This is a genomic window from Metabacillus sp. YM-086 (assembly GCF_048059995.1).
Taxonomy (GTDB): domain Bacteria; phylum Bacillota; class Bacilli; order Bacillales; family Bacillaceae; genus Metabacillus; species Metabacillus litoralis_B.
The window spans coordinates 1-13,781 of record NZ_JBLUOI010000027.1; the positions used below are offsets into that span (position 1 = coordinate 1).

16 protein-coding genes and 1 pseudogene are annotated in these 13,781 nt (G+C 35.0%); 6 read left to right on the forward strand and 11 right to left on the reverse strand.

Annotated elements, in window-relative coordinates; translation table 11 throughout:
* Both ACEWK1_RS13000 and ACEWK1_RS13005 read left to right on the forward strand, forming a co-directional pair.
* Positions 1-554: helix-turn-helix domain-containing protein (locus ACEWK1_RS13000; RefSeq protein ID WP_416636360.1), on the forward strand; the 554-nt coding region annotated here is incomplete at its 5' end.
* Positions 455-1,381, forward strand: a complete 927-nt coding sequence (locus ACEWK1_RS13005; protein ID WP_416636374.1) for an IS3 family transposase — start codon at positions 455-457, stop codon at positions 1,379-1,381. The genes ACEWK1_RS13000 and ACEWK1_RS13005, both read left to right, overlap by 100 nt.
* A 193-nt stretch (positions 1,382-1,574) precedes the next feature.
* Here ACEWK1_RS13005 and ACEWK1_RS13010 read toward each other — a convergent pair whose 3' ends face one another.
* From ACEWK1_RS13010 to ACEWK1_RS13030, 5 genes and pseudogenes are all read right to left on the reverse strand, one after another.
* Positions 1,575-2,189, reverse strand: a complete 615-nt coding sequence (locus tag ACEWK1_RS13010; RefSeq protein WP_416636361.1) for a LysE family translocator — start codon at positions 2,187-2,189, stop codon at positions 1,575-1,577.
* A 252-nt stretch (positions 2,190-2,441) separates the two neighbouring features.
* Positions 2,442-2,561 (reverse strand): annotated as a pseudogene (locus ACEWK1_RS13015) (alcohol dehydrogenase); the annotation flags it as partial.
* 323 nt (positions 2,562-2,884) lie between these two features.
* A complete protein-coding gene (locus tag ACEWK1_RS13020) occupies positions 2,885-4,207 on the reverse strand; it encodes a hemolysin family protein (protein ID WP_416636362.1) in 1,323 nt (440 codons plus the stop codon).
* A gap of 47 nt (positions 4,208-4,254) precedes the next feature.
* On the reverse strand, positions 4,255-4,662 hold the full coding sequence (locus tag ACEWK1_RS13025; protein WP_416636363.1) for a MerR family transcriptional regulator: 408 nt from the start codon (positions 4,660-4,662) through the stop codon (positions 4,255-4,257).
* Positions 4,663-4,844: 182 nt separating this feature from the next.
* Complete coding sequence (locus tag ACEWK1_RS13030; RefSeq protein WP_416636364.1) at positions 4,845-5,618, reverse strand: TerC family protein; 774 nt, start codon at positions 5,616-5,618, stop codon at positions 4,845-4,847.
* Between the two features lie 548 nt (positions 5,619-6,166).
* On the opposite strand from ACEWK1_RS13030, the gene rpsN reads away from it, so the two are divergent.
* The 3 genes from rpsN to sufU all read left to right on the forward strand — a co-directional run bounded on the left by rpsN (position 6,167) and on the right by sufU (position 7,381).
* Positions 6,167-6,436 (forward strand): 30S ribosomal protein S14, encoded by a 270-nt coding sequence (rpsN, locus tag ACEWK1_RS13035; RefSeq protein WP_121664829.1) that lies wholly within the window; start codon positions 6,167-6,169, stop codon positions 6,434-6,436.
* A 70-nt stretch (positions 6,437-6,506) separates the two neighbouring features.
* A complete protein-coding gene (locus ACEWK1_RS13040) occupies positions 6,507-6,893 on the forward strand; it encodes a (2Fe-2S) ferredoxin domain-containing protein (protein ID WP_212136298.1) in 387 nt (128 codons plus the stop codon).
* Positions 6,894-6,934: 41 nt separating this feature from the next.
* Positions 6,935-7,381, forward strand: coding sequence for a Fe-S cluster assembly sulfur transfer protein SufU (gene sufU / locus ACEWK1_RS13045; RefSeq protein WP_180320408.1), 447 nt, complete (start codon positions 6,935-6,937; stop codon positions 7,379-7,381).
* Positions 7,382-7,434: 53 nt separating this feature from the next.
* On the opposite strand, the gene ACEWK1_RS13050 is transcribed toward sufU, so the two are convergent.
* The 5 genes from ACEWK1_RS13050 to ACEWK1_RS13070 form a co-directional block, all read right to left on the reverse strand.
* Entirely contained in the window at positions 7,435-8,232 is a 798-nt protein-coding gene (locus ACEWK1_RS13050) for a TIGR03943 family putative permease subunit (protein WP_121664827.1), read from the reverse strand.
* Between the two features lie 15 nt (positions 8,233-8,247).
* A complete protein-coding gene (locus ACEWK1_RS13055) occupies positions 8,248-9,243 on the reverse strand; it encodes a permease (RefSeq protein ID WP_416636365.1) in 996 nt (331 codons plus the stop codon).
* A gap of 138 nt (positions 9,244-9,381) precedes the next feature.
* Positions 9,382-10,353, reverse strand: coding sequence for a CobW family GTP-binding protein (locus tag ACEWK1_RS13060; protein ID WP_251397226.1), 972 nt, complete (start codon positions 10,351-10,353; stop codon positions 9,382-9,384).
* 126 nt (positions 10,354-10,479) lie between these two features.
* The gene (locus ACEWK1_RS13065; protein ID WP_416636366.1) at positions 10,480-10,827 is read right to left on the reverse strand and encodes a hypothetical protein; all 348 of its coding nucleotides are present in this window, start codon (positions 10,825-10,827) and stop codon (positions 10,480-10,482) included.
* A gap of 13 nt (positions 10,828-10,840) precedes the next feature.
* Positions 10,841-11,095 (reverse strand): type B 50S ribosomal protein L31, encoded by a 255-nt coding sequence (locus ACEWK1_RS13070; protein WP_121664822.1) that lies wholly within the window; start codon positions 11,093-11,095, stop codon positions 10,841-10,843.
* Between the two features lie 271 nt (positions 11,096-11,366).
* Between ACEWK1_RS13070 and ACEWK1_RS13075 the strand changes: the two genes are divergently transcribed.
* The gene (locus tag ACEWK1_RS13075; protein ID WP_416636367.1) at positions 11,367-12,521 is read left to right on the forward strand and encodes a metal ABC transporter solute-binding protein, Zn/Mn family; all 1,155 of its coding nucleotides are present in this window, start codon (positions 11,367-11,369) and stop codon (positions 12,519-12,521) included.
* Positions 12,522-12,610: 89 nt separating this feature from the next.
* Here ACEWK1_RS13075 and ACEWK1_RS13080 read toward each other — a convergent pair whose 3' ends face one another.
* A complete protein-coding gene (locus ACEWK1_RS13080; RefSeq protein ID WP_416636368.1) occupies positions 12,611-13,777 on the reverse strand; it encodes an MFS transporter in 1,167 nt (388 codons plus the stop codon).
* Positions 13,778-13,781 lie beyond the last annotated feature (4 nt).

Consider the following 13,781-nt stretch of genomic DNA (forward strand, 5'->3'; position numbering starts at 1 on the left):
ATGAGCAATTTAAGTTTATGGTAGTAAGAGAATATCAAGAAGGACAACTTGGATTTAAGCTGCTAGCCAAAAAATATGGTATTAAATCACATAAGCAAATTATTAATTGGGTTAATAATTACGAGAAGTTTGGACCTGAAGGGTTAATGAGGAAAAAACAGAAAAAAATTTATTCTGTTCAATTCAAGCTAGATGTATTAAGCTTTATGAAAAGTACAGGATCTTCAGTAGTTGAAACAGCCCTTGAATTTGGGCTTACAAACCCTCCTATGATATCAGCGTGGAAGAAAGCTTTTTTGGAGGGTGGTGCTGATTTTCTGGATAAACAGAAAGGACGACCACCTATGTCTGATAAAGCTATAAATCGAGGAAGTAAAAAAGTAGTTGAAGATAAAGCGATGACCTACGAACAAAAATTGGAGAGAGAAAATGAGCTTCTCCGGTTAGAGGTAGAATACTTAAAAAAGTTACAAGCTTTTCAGGTGAACCCGGAAGGTTATCTCGAAAAGCACAGGCAGCATTATCGTTCGAACTCAAAGAAAAGTTCAAACTAAAAGATGTTCTACTAATAGTGGGAATTCCCGAATCTTCCTACCATTATCACGTGAAAATGATGAAGAAGGAGAATCCGAATCAGGAGCTTGAAGAACGTATTCAAGCTATGTTTGAGGAACATAAGGGCAACTATGGATATCGTCGTATTTGTTTGGACTTAAAGCAACGTGGTTTGATAGTTAATCATAAAAAGGTTCAACGCATCATGAATAAGCTCGGACTTAAATGCGATAAGTTCAGAAGAAAAACACGAAAGTATAGCTCTTACAAAGGAACTATTGGAACAATTGCCAAGAACCGTATCAACAGACGTTTTCACACAAATTTGTATCATCAAAAACTAGCAACAGATATAACAGAGTTCAAGTGCTCAGATGGTGAAAAACTATATTTCAACCCAATTATGGATATGTTCAACAGTGAGATTCTTTCGTATGGGATAAGTAAGCGCCCAACCTTAGAATTGGCTCTAAAACCTCTCGAGGAAGCCTTAGAAATTGTAAAAGAATCTAAGTACAGAACCACCATTCATTCTGATCAAGGCTGGCATTATCAACATAATAAATGGATAAAAACACTAAAGAAACATAAGGTGTTCCAAAGTATGTCAAGAAAAGGAAACTGTTTAGACAATTCACCGATGGAGAACTTTTTCGGATTACTTAAACAGGAAATGTACTACGGAGAAGCACTCTGTTCATTTGAGGAATTAAAAATAAAAATCGAAGAGTATATCATTTATTATAATAACAAGCGAATAAAGCAAAAATTGGCAGGCAGGAGTCCGGTTCAATACCGTATCCATACCAGCCAATTAGCTGCTTAATATAAAACTCTAACTTTTAGGGGTCACCACAACAAGGGGGTTCAGTTGATGATCCTAGTGGGATTCAAACCCCAGCCCCCTCTGTACCATCTGAAGTTTTTTGGGAGGGTAAAAATGTATCGGGAAAATAAACTGCCTCAATCCCCAAAAGAAGAATTAATATTCTATGAATTGAGTATGAATAAAACCACATCTATTCTTGTGTTTGTAGAACTAACTTTAACCCCAATCCAATATATACGACCCCTACCGCTTTACCTAACCAATCCTGTCTATGATTAGATTTCATCAACACCTTTTGACCAATTTTGTTCGAAACTAACACTAAGATCGTTGTATATATGATACTCATTAAAACAAATGTTAGCCCTAACATTAATAATTGAAAAGTCACAGGTGTTCCACTATTCGTTACAAATTGTGGAAGGAAAGCTAAGAAAAAGATTGATGTTTTTGGATTAAGTAATTCAATGAACATTGCTTGACGAAATGATTTATTCGTTTTTACATTTTGGATAACAGGTTTATCCATCTTTTTAGCTTTTTCAATCAAAGACATAATTCCTAAGTAGAATAAGTATATGGCCCCTATATATTTAACAACTTCAAAGGCTAGTGAAGATGTCATTAAAATCGCTGAAAGCCCTAATACTGATGCACAAGTATGAATAAAGTCTCCGACGGCAATTCCAATCCCTGTGACAATTCCATTCGTCCTGCCGCCTTTTATTGTCTGAGAAATGGTTAGAAATACTGCCGGACCCGGGATTAAAAACAACATAAGAACAACTAAAATGAACGTGATCATCTGTAAATAACACCTTTCGTTATGAATGATTCGTTTCCTATTCTTTGTTCCATCATAACGTGATTTCACAGGTAATACCATTCATTTTTCACGAAGGGATTAAAGCTTCTCACTCAGATGATCCTAGAGGGATTCACTTAAGAGCTTATCGTCACCCTAAAACAATTGTGAGTTAAAAAACTCTTTGCAGCAATTATTACATCAGTCCTCTATACAGAATGCTTCAAGCATGTAACGTTTCATTTACGAACCTCACAATGTGCTAATGTCGATTACAAAACGGTACTTCACATTTGAAGCTAAAACACGATCATATGCTTCGTCAATTTCATCGGCTGATATTACTTCAATGTTAGGGACAATATTATGTTTTATTTACCTGATAGCATTACTTGTTGTTATACTTATTACGCCTCGCCCAAGGTGCTATTTCACACAAAAAAGAAAAAGCCGACTTTTTAGTTGGCTTTTTCGATAACATAGATCAAATCGGTAATTCTTACTAAAGATATTGCGTTAGTCATACTACACTGCACTTCATACATTCCATTTTCATGGTCGTAAAACACGAAATGGATTCTACTTCTATAAATAACTTTAGTCCCGAAATTCAAAGAATTTACCTGCCTGTAAAATATTTAGATAAAATTATGGGTCCTTGGCCTATAGGTATATGCTTTATATATCATCCTGTCCTATTGGTGTATAGGTATAACGTTATTTTTCACTTTCGTAACCTCTAAATATTGAATATGGTGTCCGTCACTTTCATGTACTTTAAAGAGGTAACCCTCATTTTCTACCTCTACACCAACAGTTGCGTTGAAGTTTTGTGTAAGAAACCATCCACCAATTGTATCAATGTCCTCATTAGGAAAATCTGTTTCTAGTAAATGATTAACATCATCTATTAATAATTTTCCATCTAGAATATAATGATTATCATTGAGTTTTCGAATTTCTGGAACCTCATCTTCATCAAATTCATCTCTAATTTCCCCAACAATTTCTTCAAGAATGTCCTCAACTGTTACTAATCCAGATGTGCCACCATATTCATCAATTAATATAGCTAAATGCGTTCGATCCTTTTGCATCTTTAGCAATAAATCATGTATTGGTATTGTTTCAATTACTTGAATAACTGGGTTAATATATGTGTTTATATTAAACTTTTTATTATTAGCCCCATCTGTAAAATGAGAAGTTAATAGCTCCTTTATGTTAAGGAAACCAACAATATTGTCTTTATCTCCATCAATCACTGGGTACCTTGTATATCGTTCATTCTTAATAATCTCAACTATATCTTCATAACTTGTATCTATATCTATAGAAACAATCTCCGTACGAGGAACCATAATCTCTTTTGCAATTCTTTCATCAAATTCAAAGATATTATTTACGTACTTTAACTCATTCTTATTTATCTCTCCGCTCTTATAGCTCTCAGATAAAAGCATACGAAGCTCCTCTTCTGAATGAGCTAATTCATGTTCAGATGCAGGTTTTAGACCAAACATTCCTACTAACACACGTGCAGAACCATTTAAGAACCAGATAAATGGATACATTAAACGGTAAAACCAGATAATAGGGTGGGCAAACAGTAATGTTACGGCCTCTGCTTTTTGAATCGCAACTGTTTTAGGAGCAAGTTCGCCTACAACAACATGAAGGAACGTAACTAAAGCAAACGCAATACCAAAAGATAGAATATGTGTAACAGATTCGTTTAAAGCAAAATGTTCGAAAAGAGGATGTAATAGCTTCTCCACAGTTGGCTCCCCTAACCAACCAAGTCCTAATGCTGTGATCGTAATTCCTAATTGACATGCAGATAGATACTCGTCTAAATGGGTTACAACCTTCTTAGCAGCTACTGCCCCTTTTTTTCCTTCAGAAATCAACTGATCAATTTTTGAAATACGTACTTTCACAATGGCAAATTCAGTTGCCACGAAGAATGCCGTTAATGCTATTAATACTAAAATTAAAAGTAAATTAATGGTTGTCAATGAGTCGTCTTATAAGTAAGACGTACACCTCCTGGTAATGATATTAATTAATTGAGTAGTAATAACAATGATTGAATCAAAGACAGGCTTTCTTGAGAAACATTCTGTTTTACAAACTCATGATTCTTTAAGTTGCTTTTTTCAAGTTGAGATAGAACTTCTGTTACATCTTTTTCTAATCCTTTTATTTTAAGTCGTAACTCCAAAACATCTATTTCTTCTGCGTTTTTATCAATCATTCTTTTCTTTATGTCTTCTAAAAACATTCCTTGTTCTTTACATTTCTCGATATAATTTAATTGTTCAACAGATGAAATATCGTAAAAGCGATAATTCGAAGGGGAACGTTCTGCTTTAAGAAGTCCAAAATTAGTATAGTAATCTATTGTTCTTTTTGTAACACCTGTTCTTTCAGCCAATTCACCGATTTTTAACTTTTCTGTCCCAAAAGACAACCCTCCTAACCGTAACGTGATAGTTTGATTATATTAATCAAGCGTAGAATTTACAACTAATAAACTGATTATTAATAAATATTTCACAATTCGTTTTCCACAAGCATATTTTCACATACCCAGATAGCGTACAGGTATTAAGAAAGCTGCTCTTCATAGAGCAGCTTTACAATCAAAACCCACTATGCTGCTTGCTTCTCTTCTTTCTTGTCTTTCGTTAAGAACCAGCCTGCAGCTGCAATTCCAACTAATACAGTATAGAAAAAGAGCTTCCATCCAGTAGAGTGTGCAAATTCGTAAGAAATTACACCAACATCAGGATGCCCTAATGTTAGTACAGCAAGCTTCACTCCTACCCAACCAACAATTGCAAAAGCTGCTATTTCAAGGCCAGGTCTTGAATGAAGTAACTTAACAAAAAGATTAGCAGCAAAACGCATGATAATTAATCCAATGATTCCACCAGCAAAAATAACCAGAAACTTACCTCCGTCCATTCCACCAATTTGTGGAAGGTTTGTGCTTGGAAGTGTCATAGCAAGGGCAACAGCTGCTAAAATTGAGTCAACTGCAAACGCGATATCAGCTAATTCCACCTTTAAAACAGTTCCCCAAAAACCTGATTTTCCTTTTTTGTTTTCTTCTTCATTTGTTTCTTCTTTCTTTTTAAATACAAGCTTTCGTACTATATGATTTATAGCAATAAATAGTAGGTAAAGAGCACCTATCGCTTGCACCTGCCACACATCCACTAGGAACGAAATCGCAAAGAGGGAACCAAATCGGAACACGAAGGCTCCTGCTAAACCATAAAAGAGAGCCCTTTTTCTTTCCTCCTCCGGTAGATGCTTAACCATAATTGCTAAAACAAGAGCATTATCTGCTGCTAACAAGCCTTCCAGTGCAACTAATAAGATCAACACCCAACCATACTCCATTAAAATTGAAAGTTCCAAATTAATTTCTCCTCCTTATGAACCCTTAGTTTAAAATCTTTCATACAATAAACTTCCAATCTTGAAGGTTACTTTTCACCTAAATCTCTGACGAACCAACATTTTGACTCACTCCTCTTGTCATGTGAATTTTCCTTAAAAAGTTTTTCAGTCTCCGGAAAAAAGAAAAAACCTCTACCGTAAACGGTAAAGGTTTTAATAAAAATAAAAGACCTTTACCAATAGGTAAAGGTCTTGCTAACAACCGAACGTTGCCAACAAAGCCGAGAGATACGAAATCTCCGAAATGACGACTTTGCTGTAAAAGCTACTCCCCTTTAGGAGAACTATTTAGTTAATCAAACTATATATAATTTATTAGTTTTTGTCAACTACTTTTCATGAGGTCTTGAAAATACATTTTTTAACTCTTTAAAAAAGTGTCTCTGTTGAATCCTCAGCTTGAAATAAGAAATGTTATATTTGCATTTTGTTTTAAAAAAGAATAAGATAGAATACAAATCGTAATCATTACGTTTTAAAAAAGTTATATAAGGAGTTGTTTACTAATGGCAAAAAAGTCGAAAATTGCAAAAGAAAGAAAAAGGCAAGAACTTGTTAAAAAATATGCAGAAATACGAAAAGAGTTAAAAGAAATGGGTGACTATGAAGCATTAAGAAAATTACCAAGAGATTCAGCTCCTACCCGTTTGCATAACAGGTGTGAAATTACGGGAAGGCCTAGAGGATATCTTCGCAAATTCAAAATGTCTCGAATTGCTTTTCGGGAATTAGCTCATAGAGGTCACCTACCTGGCATCAAGAAATCGAGCTGGTAAATTAGGCTAACTCTATCAAAAACCATGCTGAAAATCGTACTAACAACCACTTTTATGGAGGTATCTATTTATGGCAACATGGAATCTAAACAATACCACTCATCATGTTCTTATTTGTAACGGTAGCAGTTGCACTCATGTTGGAGCTGAAGACCTGACCCAGGAAATACGGAGAGAAATTTCTGAAAGAGGTTTAGATGATAGAATTCACACAACACGTACTAGATGTAATGGAAGGTGCCACGATAAGTGTGTTGTCATCAACTACCCTCAAGGACATTGGTATAAGGATTTGCTACCAGAGGATGCTCCTTTGTTTATTGACTCCCTGCTTGATAATGAGGATCATACAGGAAAAATTAGTCATTCTTATAACGGTCAAGGATTTGAGCGTTCACCGGACGTTGCGACCGGGATATCTAAGAATCGGGAAAAAGTAAACAAAATGTCAAAATAATCATAAGAAAAATAATAGTATCATGAAGAAGGTGACTTATCGTGCTCGACCAAATGTATCGCCAGGCTATCTTAGATCATTATCGACAGAAGCGCAATTTCAAGGAGTTATTAAGTGAAAGTGTTCATAAAGTGCATTATAAAAACCCTACTTGTGGAGATGTGATCACACTGTTTATTGAAAGTGAACAGTATTTTATAAAAAATGTAGCCTTCCTTGGTGAAGGGTGCAGCATAAGTATGGCATCTTCTTCTATGATGACAGAGTTAATTCAATACAAATCCATAAAAGAGATTGCCTTATTAAGAAAAGCATTTGAAGAATTGATTCGTACTGGAAAGCTGACAAATGAACAAGTTGATTTAGGAGATAGTGTCTCCCTACAGGGTGTCCATCAATTTAAAGCAAGACATAATTGTGCGTTAATGCCTTGGCAAGCATTAGATAAAGTTTTTAAAGATAATCTAGAATACCGTCCGTTCCAATAAATCATGAAACAAGGACAGTCCAACAGCTATTCTTATAGACTGTCCTTTATAAACTATGAAAAAATATAAGGATTTTGGGGCGTATCTATGTTCTCCACAGCTTTTACATTAATAACAGGTATATACTGTTGATTCTCTTCCTTCACCTTCAGTGTCCCCTTTATGCGTACCCATGTATTATTCATTAAGTCAAACTCATCGCTATTCTCAAGAATAAATCCACTTGCATGTGCATCCGCTACACAGTGTGTAACTTGAAATCTAGCAATTACTTTTTCTCTCTTGGACATGAATTGATCTTCTGCTATAAACCCTTCTATCTCTATTTCCTTTCCCTCAAAAACTTCAGGGTATTCTGATATCATCCCTATATATTCAGTAAAACCGGTATGATCCAAACGAATAAGAGGCTGAGTCATAAGACTTTTTATGTGACCATTTGCAAGTTCAATTCCACTCGACAACTGATGATCAAGACCGGAATATTGAATGCCCCGCTTCAATGCTTCTTCAGCCCCAAAGGTTCTATAAGGCATCATAAACCCTGTTAAAAGTGGAATTGAAATAATTCCAATAGACAATATCATTTTAAGTGAAGACCCCTCTTCTTCGTGTTGACATCCCCAAGGGCCGCAAAGACTATGATCATACTCAGCTTCAAGTGGCCTAAAAATACGGGGAACTTGAAAGAAAAAAAGAATCAAAAAAATAACGGAAGCGAACTGACTAAAATGAAGATAATTAGGGTGGATAAAATGTTTCATATCCCCCGATTGATGCAAAATGAAAATAAAACTGGCAAACAGCAGTAGAATAATTGCTTTTATTGCTTGTCTCTTTTGTAGGGTCATGAAGTAGCCTCTCCTTTATATAAATGGGTTTGCTAGTAATAAAACAGCAAGCACAGTAGTCGTTATAAGGATTGTTAGTGTTATGACAAAACGGAATTTGAAAACAGACATTAACATGATCGTATTCTTTAAATCTAGCATTGGTCCATAAATTAAAAAGCCAAGTAAAGAGGTTTTCGGAAGAAGGTGATCAAAAGATGCTGCAATAAATGCATCCGCTTCTGAACATAGAGATAATAGATAAGCAAGTCCCATCATGACGAGAGTTGATCCTACTAAACCATCTCCTAGGTCTACAATTGACTTTGTTGAGATAAACGTCTGAACAAAAGCTGCTAGAACTGCTCCAATAATTAAAAACTTCCCCATATCAAAAAATTCATCAATAGCATGTTCGACCATAGATCGTAATCGTATTGGTAATGGTTGCTTCACCTGTTCTTGGGCTTCAAGATGAAAAGAATTCTTCGTTATTTTCAATTGATTTTGTTTAAATAGCACACAGATCATAGCAGTTATCATCAGTGCTGTAAGTAATCCTAAAACCATTCGTAATAGTGCCATTTTGGGATCCTCACCAAAAGCCATATAGGTAGAGAAAATAACAATTGGATTAATTAGTGGTCCTGTGAGCAAAAAACCAACACCTGCAAAAAGAGGCATTCCTTTTCCAACCAACCTGCGAACAATTGGAACGATTCCACATTCACATGCGGGAAATAATGCACCTACAAGACAACTCATGATTATTGCTAGAAACTTGTTACGAGGAATGAATCTCCTAATTTGTTCTTCTGATACAAAAACTTGAATAATTCCTGAGATCATTACACCCAGTAAAACAAACGGTAACGCTTCTAGTAAAATACTAATAAAAACTACATTGAAGGTTAATAAAGAGTCTGAAAAAAAAGATTCACTTAGCTTTATCCTCTTTTGAAAATAAAAGAGCAAAAAGCAAGATCCAAGAAAAGCAAAGCCTATTAATTCACTATTCGCTCTTGTCCTCATTTTATAAGTCCTCTGCTACTTATCTCCACAAATAATACCTCCCTAAATTCATATTCGCTCCGTTTTACTACTTACTTAAAAAAAGGCCAACCGTTTATGTTAGCCCCTTTTGTCTTGTAAAGCTAGCTGAGAGACTCTTTATTTTTCAGCATATATTGGTTCTTTAAATGTTTTTTCCCAATCTTGTTTTATTTCTTTCGCATCAAGATTGACTCCAATCATGACTAGATAACTTTCACCATTAAATGCTGTAGGCTCCCAATTTACTCGATTCATAACACATTGCATTAAATATGTGCCTTCTTTAACAGAAAGGTATCCCTTTGCTCTGAGCAAATGATTTTTCCATCTTTTTAAAAACTTCTCAATTTGTTTTGTTGTTGTTTGTGTAGTAAGTGGAAGTGAGATGCTTTTGATCCTGGAAAAGGATGGTCTTGTATCCATTTCATTCATATCCTCTTTTCTTGTTCTTTTCTGCCTCTTTATTCCCGAACTGTGACTGAAAAATAGATCATTTATATCTACTCTACTAAAAGTTGTGTAGATTATAGGTGATGTTGTATTTTCTTTTCTCACAAGCTTTTCTACCTTTTTCTTCTTAGCTTCCGATACTAAATCCATCTTATTGATAATAAGAGTATCAGCCACATTTATTTGTTTTCTTGTTGTTCTAACAAGGTCACGGTCTGACTCAAACACATTATTATAAGCAAGAACATTTTCCGCATCCACGATAGTTATGACTTTTTCTAAGTAAAGAAGATGAAGAAGATCAGGCTCTGTTAAAGAGTCCACAACCTCTTCTGGATCTGCCACTCCTGTTAACTCAATAAAGAGCACATCCGGTTTACGACTAAGAAGTGTTTTTAGATAATCAGTTACTTCATTTTTTTTATTACAGCACATACAACCATCTAGTAATTTTTCTAGATGACTATTTTTTAACATTGTTGATATACTCTCTCCATCTGTATCTGTTTTTCCAATTTCATTCATTAAAACGGCTGGGTTTATATTCTTTTCACTGCATGTATGTAGTAATTGCTTTAACAAAGTTGTTTTTCCACTTCCTAAAAATCCGCTTAATATATACACTGGTATTTTCCCCATCACTTTCCCTCCTATCTAACACTCTACATATATACCAAGCATAAATCGAAATTATTCCTATTAGGGTAAATTAGTTTTTTCATTTGAAATTAAAAGAAGCTGATTCACATAGGAATCAGCTTCTTTTTATGACAGAAAGAGATAATACCTTTTGTCTCTTTCATTATTTTTGTTGAAATGTCTAGTATAATCAATCCACTTGTAGCTACTTATTTTCTCTTCTAATTTAGAGTTTATTTCATCCTCAATTTGATGCATGAGCTTTAGTGTTTCATCAATTGTTAGATGAAAACGTTTGGCTGCTTGATGGTGCGGGGAATGCTTTTTAAGAAGAGTTAAAAACTGTTCCTTTGATTTCGATTGCTGTGCCAAGCTATCCTCTACACCTTCAATGAATTGATATAGCTTTCTTTTCTCGCTTGGAAGAGAAGCAATAATACTTTTAGCAAATAGCTCCATCATTTTATCAGTCATCAATATTTCCCAATTAGCTATTCTTTTTCATATTGTATTTTTGTAAGAAGCGGTCCACTCTTCCACCTTTATCAGTGAATTTTTGTACCCCTGTATAAAATGGATGAGTGTCAGAACTAATCTCTACCTTTATTAGTGGATATGTATTTCCGTCCTCCCAGTCAATTGTTTCATTTGAGCGTTTTGTAGAACCTGTTAAAAATTTAAATCCACTGTTCGTGTCCATAAATACCACTTTTTGATAGTCAGGATGTATATTGGGTTTCACTTTAATCACCTCATCATTTATTCAAATCGAAATCGTTACGATTTATTTAAATTATAATACCTTGCTTCCCTAAAGTCAAATGTGCCTTAGATGTAAAGTCCCATCTCCTGCGACAATGTCAACTTATATTCAGTACACACTCAAGGTTCTAGTTTTTATAACAATGAGAAAATAATATTTACATAACCGAATTTTGAGTGTAGAATACAAATCGTAATCATTACTATTTAAGCTGGATAATTTTAAAAACAAAATGTTAGGAGTTTTAACCATGCATACAAAATCTTATTTACTAACCTCGATGCTGACAATAGGTCTGCTATTAACAGGATGTGGGAATCAAGAAAATCAATCAACAAACGCTACAGAAAGCAACAATGATACTAATATTAAGCTAGAAGTATACACAACCATTTTCCCATTAGAGGATTTCACGAAAAAAATTGGTGGAGATGAGATTACAGTCACTAGTGTTTACCCTCCAAATGTTGATGCTCATATATATGAGCCAACTGTTAAAACAATGAAAAATATCGCTGACTCAGATTTATTTATCTATACAGGTGCTGGTGTAGAGGGTTTTGCCGAACAAGCTGAAGAGACGTTACAGAAAGAAGACGTTCACATATTGAAAGCCGCCGAAGGTATTGAACTACTTAAAACACCTGAAGAACACTCACATAAAGATAATGCTACTCATGCGGAAGAACATTCACATGAAGATAATGCTGCTCATGCGGAAGAACACTCACATGAAGATGATACTGCTCATGAGGAAGAACACTCAGATGAAGATAATGCTGCTCATGCGGAAGAACACTCACATGAAGGTAATGCTGCTCATGCGGAAAAACACTCACATGAAGATGATGCTGCTCATGAGGATGAACATCATCTTCACGGAGATCAAGATCCACATGTTTGGCTTGATCCAATACTCTCTATTAAACTAGCAGAAAACATTAAAAATGCACTAATAGAACTAAAGCCAGAATCAAAGGAAATATTTGAGGATAATTTCACAAATCTAAAAGCCGATTTAACTGCTCTAAATCAAACATTTCATGAAACTCTTGAAAATTCAAAAACAAAATACATTCTAGTCTCTCATGCTGCTTACGGATATTGGCAGGATCGATATGGTCTTGAACAAATTGCAATAGCAGGTCTTTCTCCTTCTCAGGAGCCTAGTCAACAACAACTTACAGAAATTATTACAGAATCAGAAGAGCATCATTTAAAATACGTTTTATTTGAACAAAATGTACAATCTAACGTAGCGAGAGTCATCCAAGATGAAATCGGCGCTAAGTCACTGACCCTTCATAATCTTGAATCCGTAACAGAAGAAGACATAAAAAATAATGAAGATTATTTCAGTATTATGGAGAAAAACATTGAAACGCTTAAAACTGTGTTAAATTAATAAGATGATGTGTTGCTCAATGAGGTATGGTTGTAAACATACCTCATTTTATGCTTTAAATTCTTTCTAAAAGCTTCACCTTGAGGTCATCAATCAGCCTGTAAAGCTGATTCTTTTTTTGTTTCTTGGACATTTTGGTTACTAAGAACAAAACTAATAATGGCTGCAATGCTACAAATATATGGAAGGAATTGATAACCCCAATTAGATATGACATAACCACCAATCATTGAACCAATTGTGATACCAATATACAGAGCTGTATTATTCCACGCCATAACGATACCTCGTTCCTTTGGATATTCGACTGCTAATCGTGCTTGGTATGATGTAAATCCTGCATACCCAACTAAAGCCCATAGGAACAAAAAGAAATAAATCCAATAGCCAGATGAGAAGAATATTCCTAAACAAACGAATAGTACAGTTAAAATAATTAGTGTAGCTCTCGAAATCTTCCCTGCACCAAACCTATCTGTAAACTTTCCACTTATAAGACTTCCTAAAACAGCACCAATCCCATAAAAAGTAACAGCTAATGCGATTTCTGATGATGAGAATCCATTTTCAGAATAAAGAGCCGCTCCTAAGTAAACATATAGAGCATACATTGAAATCGCCCAAATGGTGGTTACACTCACCGAACCAAGTATTCTTAGGAGATTTCCTTCTAGTAAATTTCTTGTCACATCACTTTTAGGGACATATTTCCATGTTTTGAAATTTACTACCGCTAAAATAGTCCCTATAATAGCCATTACAACAAATACTGAACGCCAACCAAGAAAATGCTCTAGTAACGTACCGACTGGTGCTCCTGCCCAAAGAGCTGTTAGATGTCCTGAAACAACAATTGAAAGCCAAGTTCCCCTCCGACTTGATGGTGCAAGATCCCCGATAATGGCATAAATTAGAGGAGTAATTGCAGCAACCGACAAACCAGCTAAAATACGACTAATGATTAACCAGGTGAAAGAAGGTGAAAAAGCGGTTAAGATATTAGAGAAGGAAAATAACAATAACCCAAACGTAATAAAAATTCCTCTTCCATTTTTATCTGAAGCCCAACCAAAAAAAGGTGCTACAATAGCATATGTTACAGCAAAAACAGTTACCATCCATCCTGTCATCGCTGAACTAACATGATATGCTTCCGAAATGAACGGTAGTAACGGTGATACTACAAATAAATCAGTACCCACGAGAAACAAAGTGATCCAGCCAACACTTAAACATACTCTCCCTTGCGAGTTCATTCCA

Excerpts from the sequence above, each read along its gene's own strand:
- ACEWK1_RS13075 (WP_416636367.1), top strand. The coding sequence starts at position 11,367 with ATGCATACAAAATCTTATTTACTAACCTCGATGCTGACAATAGGTCTG.
- ACEWK1_RS13010 (WP_416636361.1), bottom strand. The coding sequence starts at position 2,189 with ATGATCACGTTCATTTTAGTTGTTCTTATGTTGTTTTTAATCCCGGGT.
- ACEWK1_RS13080 (WP_416636368.1), bottom strand. The coding sequence starts at position 13,777 with ATGAACTCGCAAGGGAGAGTATGTTTAAGTGTTGGCTGGATCACTTTG.
- ACEWK1_RS13040 (WP_212136298.1), top strand. The coding sequence starts at position 6,507 with ATGGCAACATGGAATCTAAACAATACCACTCATCATGTTCTTATTTGT.
- ACEWK1_RS13065 (WP_416636366.1), bottom strand. The coding sequence starts at position 10,827 with ATGACTGATAAAATGATGGAGCTATTTGCTAAAAGTATTATTGCTTCT.
- ACEWK1_RS13055 (WP_416636365.1), bottom strand. The coding sequence starts at position 9,243 with ATGAGGACAAGAGCGAATAGTGAATTAATAGGCTTTGCTTTTCTTGGA.
- ACEWK1_RS13060 (WP_251397226.1), bottom strand. The coding sequence starts at position 10,353 with ATGGGGAAAATACCAGTGTATATATTAAGCGGATTTTTAGGAAGTGGA.
- ACEWK1_RS13050 (WP_121664827.1), bottom strand. The coding sequence starts at position 8,232 with ATGACCCTACAAAAGAGACAAGCAATAAAAGCAATTATTCTACTGCTG.
- rpsN (WP_121664829.1), top strand. The coding sequence starts at position 6,167 with ATGGCAAAAAAGTCGAAAATTGCAAAAGAAAGAAAAAGGCAAGAACTT.